General features: G+C 67.8%; 16 protein-coding genes. 9 read left to right on the top strand and 7 right to left on the bottom strand.

From position 1 onward, the window contains the following. Window positions 1–3: 3 nt before the first annotated feature. Window positions 4–2,376, top strand: a complete 2,373-nt coding sequence (locus tag ACGFI6_RS01535) for a glycoside hydrolase N-terminal domain-containing protein (RefSeq protein WP_393114361.1) — start codon at window positions 4–6, stop codon at window positions 2,374–2,376. A 322-nt stretch (window positions 2,377–2,698) separates the two neighbouring features. Next, window positions 2,699–3,712, top strand: coding sequence for an ABC transporter substrate-binding protein (locus ACGFI6_RS01530; RefSeq protein WP_393114359.1), 1,014 nt, complete (start codon window positions 2,699–2,701; stop codon window positions 3,710–3,712). On the opposite strand, the gene ACGFI6_RS01525 is transcribed toward ACGFI6_RS01530, so the two are convergent. From ACGFI6_RS01525 to ACGFI6_RS01510, 4 genes are read right to left on the bottom strand one after another with little or no spacing between them, the layout of a single operon-like run. Next, window positions 3,713–4,264 (bottom strand): dihydrofolate reductase family protein, encoded by a 552-nt coding sequence (locus ACGFI6_RS01525; RefSeq protein ID WP_393114356.1) that lies wholly within the window; start codon window positions 4,262–4,264, stop codon window positions 3,713–3,715. A 4-nt stretch (window positions 4,265–4,268) separates the two neighbouring features. Beyond that, complete coding sequence (locus ACGFI6_RS01520) at window positions 4,269–4,484, bottom strand: carboxymuconolactone decarboxylase family protein (protein WP_393115739.1); 216 nt, start codon at window positions 4,482–4,484, stop codon at window positions 4,269–4,271. Next, window positions 4,439–4,573, bottom strand: coding sequence for a hypothetical protein (locus ACGFI6_RS01515; RefSeq protein WP_393114354.1), 135 nt, complete (start codon window positions 4,571–4,573; stop codon window positions 4,439–4,441). Before ACGFI6_RS01515 ends, ACGFI6_RS01520 begins: the two co-directional genes overlap by 46 nt. A gap of 21 nt (window positions 4,574–4,594) precedes the next feature. Beyond that, window positions 4,595–5,197, bottom strand: coding sequence for a hypothetical protein (locus tag ACGFI6_RS01510; RefSeq protein WP_393114352.1), 603 nt, complete (start codon window positions 5,195–5,197; stop codon window positions 4,595–4,597). A 237-nt stretch (window positions 5,198–5,434) separates the two neighbouring features. On the opposite strand from ACGFI6_RS01510, the gene ACGFI6_RS01505 reads away from it, so the two are divergent. After that, a complete protein-coding gene (locus tag ACGFI6_RS01505; protein WP_393115738.1) occupies window positions 5,435–6,358 on the top strand; it encodes an endonuclease/exonuclease/phosphatase family protein in 924 nt (307 codons plus the stop codon). Between the two features lie 41 nt (window positions 6,359–6,399). Here ACGFI6_RS01505 and ACGFI6_RS01500 read toward each other — a convergent pair whose 3' ends face one another. Genes ACGFI6_RS01500 through ACGFI6_RS01490 form a run of 3 tightly spaced genes read right to left on the bottom strand, consistent with a single transcriptional unit; the run spans window position 6,400 to window position 8,655 of the window. After that, complete coding sequence (locus ACGFI6_RS01500; RefSeq protein WP_393114349.1) at window positions 6,400–7,047, bottom strand: response regulator; 648 nt, start codon at window positions 7,045–7,047, stop codon at window positions 6,400–6,402. Next, window positions 7,040–8,173, bottom strand: coding sequence for a sensor histidine kinase (locus ACGFI6_RS01495; protein WP_393114346.1), 1,134 nt, complete (start codon window positions 8,171–8,173; stop codon window positions 7,040–7,042). The genes ACGFI6_RS01500 and ACGFI6_RS01495 overlap by 8 nt, the downstream gene beginning before the upstream one ends. Then, entirely contained in the window at window positions 8,170–8,655 is a 486-nt protein-coding gene (locus ACGFI6_RS01490; RefSeq protein ID WP_393114344.1) for a hypothetical protein, read from the bottom strand. Before ACGFI6_RS01490 ends, ACGFI6_RS01495 begins: the two co-directional genes overlap by 4 nt. 163 nt (window positions 8,656–8,818) lie before the next feature. Between ACGFI6_RS01490 and ACGFI6_RS01485 the strand changes: the two genes are divergently transcribed. From ACGFI6_RS01485 to ACGFI6_RS01460, 6 genes are all read left to right on the top strand, one after another. Next, the gene (locus ACGFI6_RS01485; protein ID WP_393114342.1) at window positions 8,819–10,498 is read left to right on the top strand and encodes a sodium:solute symporter family protein; all 1,680 of its coding nucleotides are present in this window, start codon (window positions 8,819–8,821) and stop codon (window positions 10,496–10,498) included. 14 nt (window positions 10,499–10,512) lie between these two features. Beyond that, complete coding sequence (locus ACGFI6_RS01480) at window positions 10,513–10,758, top strand: hypothetical protein (protein WP_393114340.1); 246 nt, start codon at window positions 10,513–10,515, stop codon at window positions 10,756–10,758. Window positions 10,759–10,855: 97 nt separating this feature from the next. After that, window positions 10,856–11,623, top strand: a complete 768-nt coding sequence (locus tag ACGFI6_RS01475; RefSeq protein WP_393114338.1) for a phytanoyl-CoA dioxygenase family protein — start codon at window positions 10,856–10,858, stop codon at window positions 11,621–11,623. Continuing rightward, window positions 11,620–12,510, top strand: a complete 891-nt coding sequence (locus ACGFI6_RS01470; protein ID WP_393114336.1) for a helix-turn-helix domain-containing protein — start codon at window positions 11,620–11,622, stop codon at window positions 12,508–12,510. The genes ACGFI6_RS01475 and ACGFI6_RS01470 overlap by 4 nt, the downstream gene beginning before the upstream one ends. 162 nt (window positions 12,511–12,672) lie before the next feature. Further along, window positions 12,673–15,153, top strand: coding sequence for a leucine--tRNA ligase (gene leuS / locus ACGFI6_RS01465; RefSeq protein ID WP_393114334.1), 2,481 nt, complete (start codon window positions 12,673–12,675; stop codon window positions 15,151–15,153). After that, on the top strand, window positions 15,153–15,557 hold the full coding sequence (locus ACGFI6_RS01460) for a YjbQ family protein (RefSeq protein WP_393114332.1): 405 nt from the start codon (window positions 15,153–15,155) through the stop codon (window positions 15,555–15,557). Before leuS ends, ACGFI6_RS01460 begins: the two co-directional genes overlap by 1 nt. Window positions 15,558–15,569 lie beyond the last annotated feature (12 nt).

The following is a 15,569-nucleotide window of genomic DNA, read 5'->3' as shown; positions in this document are numbered from 1 at the left end:
TGGATGTCTCATCTCCTGTGGTTCCGCACCCCCGCGCCGGACTGGTTCGAGGCGTTGCCGCTCGGCAACGGTCATCTCGGCGCGAAGGTGTACGGCCGGGTCGCCGACGAGCGGATCGCGCTCAACCTCGACGACGTCTGGTCCGGCGACGGCCCGCGCAAGCTGGCCGTCCCGGACGGGCCGGCGGTGCTGGCCGACGTACGACGGTTGCTGCTCGTCGAGGGTGATCAGCTGGCGGCGACCGAGCGGACCCGCGCGTTGCAGGGGCCGCTGGTGGAGTCGTACCAACCGCTCGCCGATCTGGTGATCCGCTCAACCGCCAGTGTGGACGGTGCACCTGGCGAACCTGTCGGCGGGACGGCTGCGGGTGGGGCGAGCTCGACCGGTGCCCCTCCGCCCGCGGCAGCTGCGGACGGTGCGAGTGCAGGGGTTGTGGACTACAGGAGGAGTTTGGATCTGCGGACCGGGATCGCCGCCGTCGACTACTCGGTCGACGGCGTGCGGTTCCGCCGCGAGACGTACGTGTCCGCGCCGGACCAGGTGCTGGTGTGGACGCTGATTGCCGACAATCCTGTTGTCGACCTACTGATCGGGCTGGAGAGCCAACACCCGACAGAAGTTGCTGAGGGCACCTACGGCCTCGTCGGCCGGGCACCTTCGGACCTGACGATCGAGTACCGGGAGCGACCTGATCCGGTGCGCTACGAGGAAGGCCGCGGCATCGGGTTCGGCGTCGCGCTGCGCGTGTTCACTGACGGAGCGGTGACGACCTCCACCGACGGTGTCGCGGTGCGCGGGGCTTCGGAGGTCACGGTCGTGCTGGCGGCGGCGAGTACGTTCGCCGGCTGGTCGGTGCCGCCAGGAGGCGATCCGCAGGTTGCCTTCCGGGCTGCGGTCGACGTACTGGACTCGGCAGCCGTGGACAAACTGCGTGACCGCCATGTCGAGGATCACGCGGCGCTGTACGACCGTGCCACGCTCGAGCTTGGTCCAGTTGTCGACAATCCGACTGATGACCGTGTGCGAGCCGTCGCCGCAGGAGGCAGCGACCCGGATCTGGTGGCGCTCGCGTTCAACCTCGGGCGTTATCTACTGATGGCCTCGTCCAGACCTGGCACCCAGGCCGCCAACCTGCAAGGCATCTGGAACCAGGACCGCCGCCCGATGTGGGCCAGCGACTGGACCAACAACATCAACACCCAGATGAACTACTGGCTCGCCGACCTGACCGGTTTGAGCGAATGCTTCGAACCGCTCACCGATCTGCTTGAGGGCTTGGCTGCGTCCGGCGCCGAGACAGCCCGGATCCTGTACGACGCCCCAGGCTGGGTCGCGCACCACAACGCCGACATCTGGAGAGCGACTTGGCCCGTCGGCGACGGTGACGACGATCCCGTCTGGTCGATGTGCGCGACGTGTGGGGTGTGGCTGACAGCGCATCTCCTCGAGCACTACCGGTTCACGCTGGACGTGGACTTCCTGCGGGACCGTGCGTACCCGGTGCTCGCCGGCGCGGCCGAGTTCGTCCTGTCGATGCTCGTCGAGGACCCGGACGGCGTACTGCAGTTCGTACCGTCGACAGCACCGGAGCATCACTTCGTATTGCCGTCCGGCGAGAAGGCGTCGGTCGATCTCACGTCGACGTACGACATCTGGCTGATCCGCGAGCTGTTCGCGAACCTCGCCGAGGCTGAGGGCGTACTTGGCCTCTCGTCGTCGTTGGCAGCACGGGGGGCCGAGGCTCGGGACCGCTTGCCTGCCGTCCGGGTGACGCCGGACGGGCGGCTGCACGAGTGGCCGACGGATTGGGAGCCGTCCGAGGTACACCACCGGCATCAGTCGCATCTCTACGGTCTCTACCCGGGCGCGGAGATCGATCCGACCAGTACGCCGGAGTGGGCCGCGGCCGCCCGGGCTTCGTTGGAGCGGCGTACAGATGGTGCCGTGAACGGCGGCTGGACCGCAGCCTGGTTGGTCGCGCTGTGGGCGCGACTGTTCGAAGGCGATCGGGCCGACGCGGTGATCCAGGACTATCTGAGCCGGCTGGTGTCGGGGAACCTGATGTCCCGCGACGGCGACATCTTCCAGATCGACGCGAACTTCGGCCTCACCGGCTGCCTGCCCGAACTCCTCCTCCAGAGCCACACCGACGTCATCCGCCTACTGCCAGCCCTCCCCGCAGCCTGGCCGAACGGCTCCTTCCGCGGCCTACGAGCCCGCGGCGGCCTGACCTTCGACGCCACCTGGCAAAACGGCAACCTGACCCAAGCCGTAGTAACCGCAACCCAAGCCGGCACCCACCAAATAGCCCTGATCCCCACCCAAACCACCACCATCACCCTCACCCCCAACACCCCCCAAACCCTCACCCCCTAATCCCCAACCACCCCACCCCGCCCGCCCCGCGCCGCCCTGCCTCTTGCCGCGCCTATCCGCTCCGCCAGTTCGTCTTTGGGCACCGGTTAGCCGTTTGCGGGCGCTGCTGGCGGTTGGTGGGTGCTCAAGGTTGGCCCGCGGGCGTCGGCGGCGGGCTATGGGTGGGGGTGGCCCTCGGCCGGATGGCGCTGGGTGGGGCTGCGCGGAGCGGTTGGGTTGGCTGGTGTAGGTGCGGGTGGAGGGCGAGGTCTGGGTCGGGTGGGGGTTCGAGGGGTGGGTTGGTTAGGTGTGCCTAAGTTGGGTTGTTGTAGGCTCAACGTCTGTGAAGAAGCTGATCGGGATCGTTGCGTCCGCTGCCGTGCTGGTGCTTGCCGGGTGTGGTGGTGGCGGTACCAAGAGTGCGGATGCCGGGGTCGGTGACAAGGACGTGGCGACCGGTGGGCGGCTGTTCAAGACCGCTGACGAGGAGACTGCGAAGCTCGGGTCGGACGCGGCGCCGGGGGCGTTTCCGCGGACGGTGAAGCAGGCGCTCGGATCGACCGAGATCAAGGCGAAGCCGACGCGGATCGTGGTGCTGGACAGCGGCGAGCTCGACGACGTCCTGACGCTCGGCATCACGCCGGTCGGGATGGCGACGACGGCGGGGCAGAGCGGCGTGCCGTCGTACCTGAAGGACAAGGCACAGGGCATCAAGACCGTCGGCGGGATCAGCGAGCTGAACCTCGAGGCGATCGCGGCTCTCAAGCCGGACCTGATCCTCGGCAGCAAGCTGCGCGCGAACGACCTGTACGACAAGCTGTCGGCGATCGCACCGACGGTGTTCAGCATCCGGCCCGGGTTCCCGTGGAAGGAGAACTTCCTGCTCGTCGCGGACGCGGTCGGCGAGGAGGACAAGGCGACCGCGCTGCTGAACGACTACCAGAAGCGCGCCGACGAGGTGAAGTCGAAGGTGCAGGGTACGCCGACGATCTCGCTGGTCCGGTTCCGTCCGGGGGAGATCCGGCTGTACGGGAACCTCTCGTTCATCGGCGTGATCCTGAAGGACATCGGGCTGCCGCGGCCGAAGATCCAGGACGTCCAGGATCTGGCCGTCGTGGTCTCGGAGGAGAACATCGGCAAGGCGGCCGGCGACTGGATCTTCTACTCCAGCTACGGCAAGCCCGACACCACCGACGAGAACAAGGTTGTCAACGGCAACCTTTGGAAGTCGCTGGCGGCGGTCAAGGACGGTCACGTGGCACGGGTGAACGACGAGGTGTGGTTCCTGGGCCTCGGCCCGCTCGGAGCGATGGCCACGCTCGACGACCTGCAGAAGCTGCTCGGTACGAACGGCTGATCAGTCACCGACCGTGTAATGCAGGTGGATGAAGCCGCTCGCGAACGTGTGCTGGTCCAGCAACGTCAGCTGAGTGGTCAGCCCGTCGGGTAGGGAGCGCTTGCCGCCGCCCACCAGAACAGGCGCGAGAAGTAGGTGGACCTCGTCGACCAGGCCGGCTTTGAGTGCCTGGCCGCCGAGGTCTGCGCCGCCGATCGAGAGGGCGGTGGGCGAGGACTGCTTGAGGTCCGCCACGGCCGCGGGGGTGAACTCGTGTTCCAGACGTGTCCGCGCGGTCTCCACCGACGTCAGCGTGCGCGAGTAGACGATCTTGTCCGCTGCGCGCCAGATGTCCGCGTACGCCTGGCTGACCGGCGAGTGGTCGACGGCCGTCTCCCAGTACGACATCGTGGCGTACATGCCGCGCCCGTACAGGTACGTACCGATCGGGCGCTCCAGCTCGTTGACGAACGCGTGGACCTCAGCGTCCGGAGCCGCCCACTGGAAGTTGCCGTTCGCGTCCTCGATGTACCCGTCGAGCGAGCTGATCGCGGAGTAGATGAGAGATCCCATGAGGTCAGACGTCCTCCAGAAGCAGCAGGTCCCGCTCGGCGAAGACCTTCTTGGCGACGGCGACCGCATTGATCGCCCGGGGAAAGCCGGCGTAACCGGCCGTATGGATGCCGGCTATTTGGATGAAGGCCTCGACGATCTCCTGTGGGGTGAGGCCGACGTTCAGCGAGGTCTTCACGTGCACCTCGAGCTCAGGTTCGCAGCCGCCGAGCGTGGCCAGGATGCCGAGGGTGACGAGCTCTCGTCGATGCCGGCCAGGACCTCGGCGCCGCGGTCGTACCGAGCCTGCTCTTCGGGACTGTTGATCATGGGGCCGACGCTAACGGGTGATCAGTCCTCGACGCGGCCGCGGTTGGTGACCGGGACGTGGGGTGCGCGGCGGGCGACGGCGGTGGCGAGTTCGTCGTACGGGAGTGTGCGGCCGAGGATCTCGTGGGTGCCGGGCCACGGACACGACGGGCCCCAGGCTTTCGTACTGCGGGGGAGCGCGTCCTCGTCGATGAGCATCACGACCAGCCGCGGCTCCCAGACCTCCTCGGACTCCTGGCGTTCCAGGCGGCAGACCCCGCGGATCTCGCCCCACGGGATCGTCCGCGGCTGCTCGCCGCCGAGGTAGATGCCGGTGTCGTCGACGGTCAGCAATACGTCGTCGGCGTCGTCCTCGCGCCGTTCCTCGAGGGCGGTGATCGCGCCGACCAGCAGCAGGATCGGCAGGCCGACGGCGAAGATCAGCGGCGTACCGCCCCAGCCCAGCCAGACCGACTCGAGCGGCTCGCGGATCGAGGCGCCGCGGATCGCCTGCACCACCACGATCCCGAGCGTCAGCAGCACCATCACGCCGAACACCGCGGTGCCGAGCGCGAGCGCGGTCTTCGTCGTACCCAGGCCGTGGCGCTTGACGACGAACGGCTCGGTCAGTTGCGTGGACGACATACCGGCATTGTGGGTGACGTCACCCGAAGGCACCAGACTTCTCGCGGATTCCTCATCATTGCAGAGGGCAGGGGATCGTCCGTACGGATGAAATCGCCCTACCTGAGCGCGCATGGACTTTGGTCCGGCCCGGCTGTCCGCAACAATCGCTGCATGTCCGACCGCCAGACCGCAGTCGCCGCCCGTTCGCGACCGCCGACGCGCACCGCAGCGCGCCGGCGGAAGAAGACCGGCGGCATGTGGCGGCGTGGCTGGGTGATAGCGGTGCTGGCGGTGCTCGCGGCAGCGGTGCTGATGTTCCACCGCAGCGTGCCGAACTCGATCGGCAACCTCGGCAGCCTGGTCGACACCTTCCTGCCCTGGGTCGGCGTCGCCGTCCCGGTCCTCGGCGTCGCCGCGCTGGTTCGCCGGTCCGCGACGGCCGGTGTCGCGCTGGTGCTGCCGACGCTGCTCTGGAGCCTGATGTTCGGGCACCTGTTGCTCCCGGGGGAGGCGGCGACCGGTGGCGCGTACGACGTGCGCGTGCTCAGCCACAACGTCGACGCGGCGAACCCGGCGCCGAAGCACACCGCGCAGGAGCTGCTCGCTGCGGACGCGGACGTGGTGGCGCTCGAGGAGCTGACCGCGTCGGACCTGAAGGTCTACAAGGCCTCGTTCGCGAAGACGTACCCGTACGCGGTGATCCGCGACACCGTGGCGCTGTGGTCGAAGTTCCCGGTCGTCGAGACGAAGTCGGTCGACGTCGGCTTCGCCTGGACGCGTGCGCTGCGGGCCGAGGTGAAGACGCCGAAGGGCACGGTCGCGGTGTACGTCGCGCACCTGGCCTCGGTCCGGGTCGGGACCAGCGGCTTCACGTCCGACCAGCGCAACGACACGATCAAGGCGCTCGGCCGGCAGATCGCGGCCGACAAGTCGTCCGGGGTGATCGTGATGGGTGACTTCAACGGTACGGTCAACGATCGCAGTCTCGCCCCGTTGACCTCGGGGTTGCGGTCGGCGCAGGGTGCGGCCGGGACCGGGTTCGGGTTCACCTGGCCGGCGGCGTTCCCGATGGCGCGGATCGACCACATCCTGGTCCGCGGGATCACGCCTACGAAGGCCTGGGTGATGAGCTCGACCGGCAGCGACCACCGCCCGGTCGTCGCCGAACTCCGCCTCTGACCGCGCCTGCGAGCGTGGCGCCGGTGGGCTCCGTCGCTGGGCTACGTCTCTGACGCGATTCCTTTGCGGTAGGCGTAGCGGACGGCTTCGGCGCGGTGCCGGGCGCCGATCTTCGCGAACGTGTTGTTGATGTGCGTCTTCACGGTCGCCTCGCTGATGAACAGTTGCGCCGCGATCTCCGGATTGCTGAGTCCGCGTGCGATCAGCCGCAGTACCTCGGTCTCCCGGGCGGTCAGACCGTCGGTGTCCAAGGCCCGCTGCTCCGGGGCCAGCCCGGCAATCAGCCGTTTGGTCACCTCCGGGTCGAACGTCGACTGCCCGGCCGCGGTCGAGCGCAGCGCGGCGCCGATCTCCGCGCGACCGGCGTCCTTCGTGAGGTAGCCACGGGCGCCGGCCCGCAGGGCGTTCGCGATCGACGCGTCGTCGGCGTACGTCGTCAGCACCAGCACCGCTACCTCCGGGAAGTCGGCGGTGATCCGCGCCGTCGCCTGGGTCCCGTCCAGGATCGGCATCCGCAGGTCCATCAGCACGACGTCTACGTTGCCTCGAGCAACCAGCTCGACGGCCTCCGCGCCGTTCGCGGCCGCGCCCACGACCTCGACGCCGTCGATCAGTCCGAGCAGCGCGACCAGCCCTTCGCGCACCACCTGCTGGTCGTCCGCCACGACCACCCGGATTGCGTCACTCAACCTCTGCCACCACCAACCAGTCGGCTGTGGCATCCGGATCCGCGCCGGCCGTCAACGTCCCGCCCACCAGCGCAAGCCGTTCCCGCATCCCGGCCAGGCCGAACCCTTCGCCACGCGTGACTCCCTTGTTCCGTACGGAGACCCGTACGCCGTCGTCGTAGACAAGCCTCATGTCAACAATCTGACCAGGTGCATGCTTGGCCGCGTTCGTCAGCGCCTCGCGTGCGGCGCCCAGCAGCGCGACCGTCACACCCGAGTCGAGCTTCGCCGCACCCGTCACAGTGAGCCGCACTGCGGTCCCATGGTCCTTCTCGTGCTGCTCCGCGAGCGCAGCCAGCGCCGCAGGCAGCTCCGGCACCTCGTCTGCCCGCAGCGCAGCCACAGCATCACGTGCCTCAGCCAGGCCCTGTACGGCGAGCCTGCGCGAACGCCGTACCCGCTCGAGTGCACCAGCCGTGTCACCACGCTCCTCCAGCAGTGCCTCGGCTACCTCCAGCTGAACGCTCAGTGCGCCCAGCGAATGCGCCAGTACGTCATGGAGATCGCGGGCGATCCGTCCGCGTTCCTCCAGCGCTGCGGCGCGCGTGTGCTCGCTCTGCGCCAGCTGGGTCTGCTTCAGCAACTGCTCGGTCTGCCGCGCCTGCACCTCGTACTGACGTCGGTTCAGTCCGAAGGCGATCAGTACCGCGGTCCAGAGCAGCTGTGTGAAGTACCAGCTGTCGGGCTTGTCGAACAGCCATGCGGACACTCCGTACGCCACGGCGATACCGATGCTCGCAGCAACGATCGGCCGGTTCCCGTGCCGCCGGAACTGCAGTACCGCGATGTCGGTTGCCGCCACCAGTACGAGGACGAGTGAGTTGGAGCTGTCCACTCCACAGATCAGCGCACTGCTGATGGCGACTGCTGTGAGCAGGCCGAACGAGACGTACGGGCGGGCTGCCATCAGGAACGAGCCGACGACGAACACGACGAAGCCGGTGACGAGCACTGCCCAGACCCACGCGTCGGCCGGCTCCGGCCGCGCGGTGGCGAGCACGGCGACCGCTACACCCGTGGTGAGGACGCGGCCGACCCAGCCGCTCTCTCCGTGCGGACGGGCGGGCAGCAGCGCCTTCAGCTTCACTGGTTGGTGTACTCCTCGGCCATCTGGCGCGCCTTGCTCTGGATGATCAGCGACTGGGTCAACAGGTTCGCACCCATCGAGACCATCAGCGCGCCGCCGCCGGCGACCGAGGCGCCGAGCAGGTGACCGAGTCCCGCGAGCCCGAGCCGGATGGCCAGGTACGCCACCATGATGCCGAGTCCCGGCATCCCGAGCCGGAAGAACACCTTCCCGGCGCGCCGCTCGACCTGGGCGACCCGGCCGCAGCCCACCCCGGCGAGCAGCGCGATCACAGCGCCCACGACCAGCAGGACCACCTCGACCGCCCCCAGACCGCCGTGCCGGTCGTACAGCTGGTAGACCCCGACACCGACCAGGATCAGCGGCCCCCGCCAGACGTCGGTGTCGGAGTTCTCCAGCTCGGACCAGGACAGCCGCCGGGCGAGGACGACGACTACGACGGCGATCACGACCAGTGCGTTGGGCAGGGTTCCGAAGCTCATGTCACGGACGGTAGGTCTGCACGGTCTTCTCAGTGGACCGACCACGGGTGGAGATTCGGGTGGAGAACGTTTGCGCGGGCCTGTAGGCCCATGGTTGAAAGTAGGAGTAACGTTCCTCACCGGTAACACCACGATGAGTCACAGGCGATGATCCGGAGGGCTGATGCTTCCGCAACAATCCATCCTCAGACTGGATGCCACGGCGATCGACTACATCATCATCGCCGTGTACTTCGTGTTCGTGCTGGGCATCGGCTACCTGGCCAGACGCGCTGTCTCGAGCAGCCTGGACTTCTTCCTGTCCGGGCGGTCGCTGCCGGCCTGGGTGACCGGCCTGGCCTTCATCTCGGCCAACCTCGGCGCGATCGAGATCATGGGTATGTCCGCGAACGGTGCCCAGTACGGCATCCCGACCGTGCACTACTTCTGGATCGGCGCGGTGCCGGCGATGCTGTTCCTCGGCGTCGTGATGATGCCGTTCTACTACGGCTCCAAGGTCCGCAGCGTGCCGGAGTTCATGCTCCGCCGGTTCGGGAAGCCCGCGCACCTGGTGAACGCGATCAGCTTCGCGCTGGCCCAGGTGCTGATCGCGGGCGTGAACCTGTTCCTGCTGGCGACCATCGTGAACGTACTGCTCGGCTGGCCGATCTGGGTGTCGGTGATCGTCGCCGCGGCGATCGTGCTCAGCTACATCACGCTCGGTGGCCTGTCCGCGGCGATCTACAACGAGGTGCTGCAGTTCTTCGTGATCGTCGCCGCGCTGCTGCCGCTGACGCTGGTCGGCCTGCACAAGGTCGGCGGCTGGCAGGGCCTGGTCGACAAGGTGACCGCGTCCCCGGGCGGCGGCGAGCAGATGTCGGCCTGGCCTGGGAACGCGCTGAGCGGCTTCAGCAACAGCTTCCTGTCGGTGATCGGTATCGTGTTCGGCCTCGGCTTCGTGCTCTCGTTCGGGTACTGGACGACCAACTTCACCGAGGTGCAGCGGGCGCTGGCCTCGAAGAACATGTCGGCCGCCCGGCGGACCCCGATCATCGGCTCGTTCCCGAAGATGTTCATCCCGTTCATCGTGATCATCCCCGGCATCATCGCCGCGGTCGTCGTACCGGAGCTGTCGCAGTTCAAGGCGACCGGCAAAGGTGAGGTCGACTACAACGACGCACTGCTGCTGCTGATGCGTGACCTGCTGCCGAACGGCATGCTCGGCCTGGCCATCACCGGGCTGCTCGCGTCGTTCATGGCCGGCATGGCGGCGAACCTGAGCTCGTTCAACACCGTGATGTCGTACGACATCATCGAGCGGTACGTGATCAAGGACCGGCCGGACGATTTCTACCTGCGGACCGGCCGCTGGGTGACCGTGGGCGGCACGCTGATCGCGATCGGCACGGCGGCGATCGCCTCCGGCTACAGCAACCTGATGGACTACCTGCAGCAGCTGTTCTCGTTCTTCAACGCACCGCTGTTCGCGACGTTCATCCTCGGTATGTTCTGGAAGCGGATGACCGCGGCGGCCGGCTGGATCGGCCTGGTCAGCGGTACGGCCACGGCGGTTGTCGTGTACGTACTGTCCGAGAACGGCGTGATCAACCTGCCGGGTCAGGGCGCCAGCTTCGTCGGGGCCGGCGCGGCGTTCGTGGTCGACATCCTGATCAGTGTCCTGGTCAGTGTGATGACCAAGCCGAAGGCAGAGGCCGAACTGGTGGGGCTGGTGTACTCGTTGACGCCGAAGGAGCAGCGCACCGAGGTGGCGGCCGCCGGTGACGGGGGCTGGTACCGCAAGCCGGTGCTGCTGGCCGGCATCTCGCTGGCGCTGACCATCGTCCTGAACATCATCTTCGCCTGACAAGGAGCAGTGTGATGGCAGACAAGAAGAAGGCCGGGGCGTTCGACATCCGGATCGTGATCGCGCTCCTGGTCGGCATCTACGGCGTGGTGCTGACGATCCTCGGGATCGCCGAGAGCCCGGCCGAGGTGGACAAGGCGGCCGGGATCAACATCAACCTCTGGGGCGGCATCGGGATGCTCGTGTTCGCCGCCCTGTTCGTGCTGTGGACCCGGCTGCGGCCCATCTCCGTACCGGTCGAAGAACCCGCCGACGAGTAGGCATGTCCGTTTGACGAACATCGGCGTCCGGCGCGGTCCTGCCGCCCGGACGCCGCCGTTCGTAGGCTCGAAGTACCCGATCAGGAGGTACTCCGACATGACGATCACATCCGAGCGGCCCGAGTTGTCGTCGCTCGCGCAGCAGTATGCCGACCAGGGCTTCGTTCTGGTGAAAGGCCTGCTCAGCAAGGAGGAGGCGGCGCACTACCGGCAGCGCAGCCACGACCTGCTCGCGCAGCTGAATCGCGGTGACGACCCCACCTGGGGCGCCGCCAAGGAGATGTCCGAGGCGCCGACCAAGCTCCAGCACCTGCACGACGCGCAGTTCTACGACGCCGAGTTCGCGAAGCTGCTCGTGGACCCGCGGTTCACCGACGTGGCCGCTGCGGTGATGGGTGTGGACAACGTCCAGCTGCACCACACCAAGCTGTTCGTGAAGCCGCCGGAGAACGGTTCGCCGTTCCCGCTGCACCAGGACCACCCGTTCTTCCCGCACACGTACCACCGGGTCGGCGCGGCGATCTTCCACTTCGACGACGCCCCGGAGGAGAAGGGCTGCGTGCGGGTCATCCCGGGCAGCCACAAGGACGGCCCGCGGGAGCACAGCCCGGAGGGGTCGTACCACCTGCTGGAGCCGTCGTTCGACGCCGCGACGCCGCAGCCGGCCGAGGCGGGCGACGTACTGTTCTTCACCTACCTGACCGTGCACGGGTCCGGGGTGAACACGAGCGACGAGCCGCGGACCACCTGGCTGATCCAGTACCGCGACCCGTCGGACCCGCCGACGGTCAAGACCCACGACTGGTCGCTCGGTCAGGGCATGATGCTGCGTGGCGTCGACCCGACTGGCAGGAGCGCTGTTTGAGCCTCACCGATGTTGCCGGTGCGGACCGGTTCGTCGACCTCGCGGGACTACTGGAGTCCTGTGAGGTCGACGGGTTCCGTGCTGACTTCCTGAGCTGGGGCCACTACCGGCCGGAGTACTGGCGCAACTACTGGCACAGCCACTCTTTCCACGAGGTCTGCCTGGCCTACTCCGGTGAGGGGCGCTTCAACAACGGCTCTGCTCAGTACGACGTGGCGCCCGGGTCGGTGTTCCTCGCGCGGCCGGGGGACGTGCATGAGATCGAGTCGTCGCGTACGGCGCCGCTGGGGATCGCGTTCTGGGGCTTCACGTTCCGCCCTGGTTCGGATGAACGCGGCTGGTGGTCCGGACTGACCCGCACTGATGGCCCTGTCATGTCCGCAAGAACCGGTGCGCTCCCAGCTCTCGTCACGGCCCTGGCCAGAGAGGCTGCAGCTCCGGTCTCCGGCTACCCAGCAGCTCTTACGGCTCTGGGCTCTACGCTCGTGCTGGAGACTGCGAGGGCCTTCGCATTGGACGAAGACCTCGCTGTCGAACCAGTGCGCCCCGACAGAGGTCCCCTGGTAGTAGAGGCCATGCAGCGGCACCTGCGCGACAACCTGTCGCGGCCGATCACCGTACGGGACGTAGCAGCGGCCGCGCACCTGTCGGAGCGTCACGCCGAACGCCTCTTCACCCAGCAGACCGGTGCCTCGATCATGTCGACGCTCCGCCGCCTGCGGCTCGAGTTGGCCGCACAGCTGCTGCTGGACCACAGCCTGTCCGTCACGGACGTAGCGCGCGCCTGCGGGTACTCCGACGTCCGACCGTTCTCGACTGCGTTCAAACGCAAGTACGGACGGACGCCGGGCGACCACCGTCGTACCGGCGGGACAGAGTTCCTGTAGTGGTATTCTGACCGCATGCGAGTGAGCCTGCTCCTTAGTTAGCCGTACTGGCATCCAGGCGCAATCTGAGCGCCGGTCAGTGCGGCACCCCCTCCTGTGTGAGGGGATTTTTCATTTCTGGCAGATTTAGGCTCAACAAGACCAAGAAGCTGGAGTAGGACCGTGACGGAGCAGGTGGAGGACACTCCCATCGACCGGGGTGGCTACGACTTCAACACCATGCAGGCCAAGTGGCGTCCGGTGTGGGAGAAGCTGGACGCGTTCAAGGCGAAGGACGACGGCTCGGCGGAGCGTCGGTACGCGCTCACGATGTTCTCCTACCCGTCCGGCGACCTGCACATGGGTCACGCCGAGGTGTTCGCGCTGCACGACGTGCTGGCCCGCTACTGGTTCCAGCAGGGCTACGACGTGCTGAACCCGATCGGCTGGGACTCCTTCGGGCTGCCCGCCGAGAACGCGGCCATCAAGCGCAACGAGCACCCGGCGACGTACACGTACGCCAACATCGAGACCCAGGCGGAGTCGATCCGGCGCTACGCGCTGAGCTTCGACTGGTCCCGCCGGCTGCACACGTCCGACCCGGAGTACTACCGCTGGACGCAGTGGCTGTTCCTGCGGCTGTACGAGCGCGGTCTGGCCTACCGCAAGGCGTCCTACGTCAACTGGTGCCCGAACGACCAGACCGTGCTGGCCAACGAGCAGGTCGTCCAGGGACGCTGCGAGCGCTGCGGCTGGGAGGTCACCAAGCGTGAGCTGACCCAGTGGTACTTCAAGACCACGGACTACGCGCAGCGGCTGCTGGACGACATGGAGCTGCTGCAGTGGCCGGAAGAGATCCTGCTGATGCAGCGGAACTGGATCGGCCGGTCCGAGGGCGCGTTCGCGGACTTCCAGGTGGAGGGCCGTGACGAGCCGATCAAGGTCTTCACCACCCGCCCGGACACGCTGTTCGGCGCCACCTTCATGGTCGTCGCGCCGGATGCGAAGCTGGCCGCCGAGCTGGTCAGGCCGGAGCAGCAGGCCGCCTTCGACGAGTACCTGACCAAGGTGAAGGCCACCACCGAGATCGAGCGGCAGAGCACCGAGCGCGAGAAGACCGGCGTCTTCCTGGGCTCGTACGCGATCAACCCGGTGACCGGGACGCGGATCCCGATCTGGGCCGCCGACTACGTGCTGGCCGACTACGGCACCGGCGCGATCATGGCGGTGCCTGGCCAGGACACCCGGGACTGGGAGTTCGCGGAGAAGTTCGATCTGCCGATCGTGCGCACCGTGCAGCCCACCGAGGGCTTCGAGGGCAAGGCGTTCACCGGCGACGGGCCGGCGATCAACAGCGCCAACGACGAGATCAGCCTGGACGGCCTGGAGGTCGCGGAGGCCAAGTCGCGGATCATCGACTGGCTGGAGGGCAAGCAGCTGGGCGAGCGGACCATCAACTACCGCCTGCGCGACTGGCTGCTGAGCCGCCAGCGGTACTGGGGCTGCCCGATCCCGATCATCCACTGCCCGTCCTGCGGTGAGGTGCCGGTTCCGGACGACCAGCTGCCGATGGAGCTGCCGGACCTGCGCGGCGCGGACCTGTCCCCGAAGGGCGTCTCGCCGCTGGCCGCCGCCCGCGAGTGGGTCGAGGTCGACTGCCCGAAGTGCGGTGGCCGGGCCGAGCGCGACACCGACACGATGGACACCTTCGTCGACTCCTCGTGGTACTTCCTGCGCTACATCTCGCCGGAGTTCTCCGACGGACCGTTCGACCGGGAGGCCGCGGACCGCTGGATGTCGGTCTACCAGTACGTCGGCGGTAAGGAGCACGCCGTACTGCACCTGCTGTACGCGCGGTTCTTCGTCAAGGCGCTGTACGACATGGGCCTGCTGAGCGTGGTGGAGCCATTCACCCGGCTGCTGAACCAGGGCCAGGTCATCAACCAGGGCAAGTCGATGAGCAAGTCCCTGGGCAACGGCGTGAACCTGGGCGACATGATCGACGAGTTCGGCGTCGACGCCGTCCGGCTGACCATGGTGTTCGCCGGCCCGCCGGCGGACGACATCGACTGGGCCGACATGTCGCCGGGCGGTTCGCTGAAGTTCCTGCAGCGGGCCTGGCGGCTGGCGGGATCGGTCGAGGCGCCGCTGGGCTCGGATCCGTCGACCGGCGACCTGGAGCTGCGCAAGGTCACCCACCGGACGGTGTCCGATGCGGCCGAGCTGATCGACTCGCACCGGTTCAACGTGATGGTTGCCCGGGTCATGGAGCTGGTGAACGCGACCCGCAAGGCCATCGACTCCGGCCCGGGCGCGGCCGACCCGGCGGTCCGCGAGGCCGCCGAGGCAGTGTCGATCCTGCTGAGCCTGGTCGCGCCGTACACGGCCGAGGAAATGTGGGAAGAGCTGGGCCACGAGCCGACGGTCGCCAAGGCCGGCTGGCCGAAGGTCGACCCGGCGCTGCTGGTCGAGGACACCGTGACCTGCGTTGTCCAGGTGGCCGGCAAGGTGAAGGACCGGCTGGACGTCGCACCGGACATCACCGACGCCGAGCTGGAGCAGCTGGCGCTGGCCTCCGAGGCGATCCAGAAGGCGCTGGACGGACGCGGGACCCGCAAAGTGATCGTGCGGGCACCGAAGCTGGTCAACATCGTCCCCGCCTGATGGACTCCGTTGTTCTTGACGTTCACACCGGCACCCGTGAGGTCGTGCTCGACCTCACGGGCCGGTGTGAGCAGTTCGTTCTCGGCCGCGGTGACGGCCTGCTGCACGTGTTCGTCCCGCATGCCACGGCCGGTGTCGCGATCCTGGAGACCGGTGCGGGCAGCGACGACGACCTGCTGGCTGTGCTCGAAGACCTGCTGCCGCGAGACTTCGACTGGCGGCACCGGCACGGGTCGCCCGGTCATGGCCGCGATCATGTGCTGCCGGCGCTGATCCCGCCGTTCGCGACGGTGCCGGTGCTGGCCGGCCGGCTGACGCTCGGGACGTGGCAGTCGATCTGTCTGGTCGACACCAACCGGGACAATCCCGATCGGCATGTGCGGTTGTCGTTCCTGGCCGGTTAGCGGACTACCCGG

Source organism: Kribbella sp. NPDC048928, from assembly GCF_043197975.1.
In the GTDB taxonomy this organism is placed as follows: Bacteria; Actinomycetota; Actinomycetes; order Propionibacteriales; family Kribbellaceae; genus Kribbella.
This window is presented reverse-complemented; position numbering and strand designations above follow the sequence as displayed.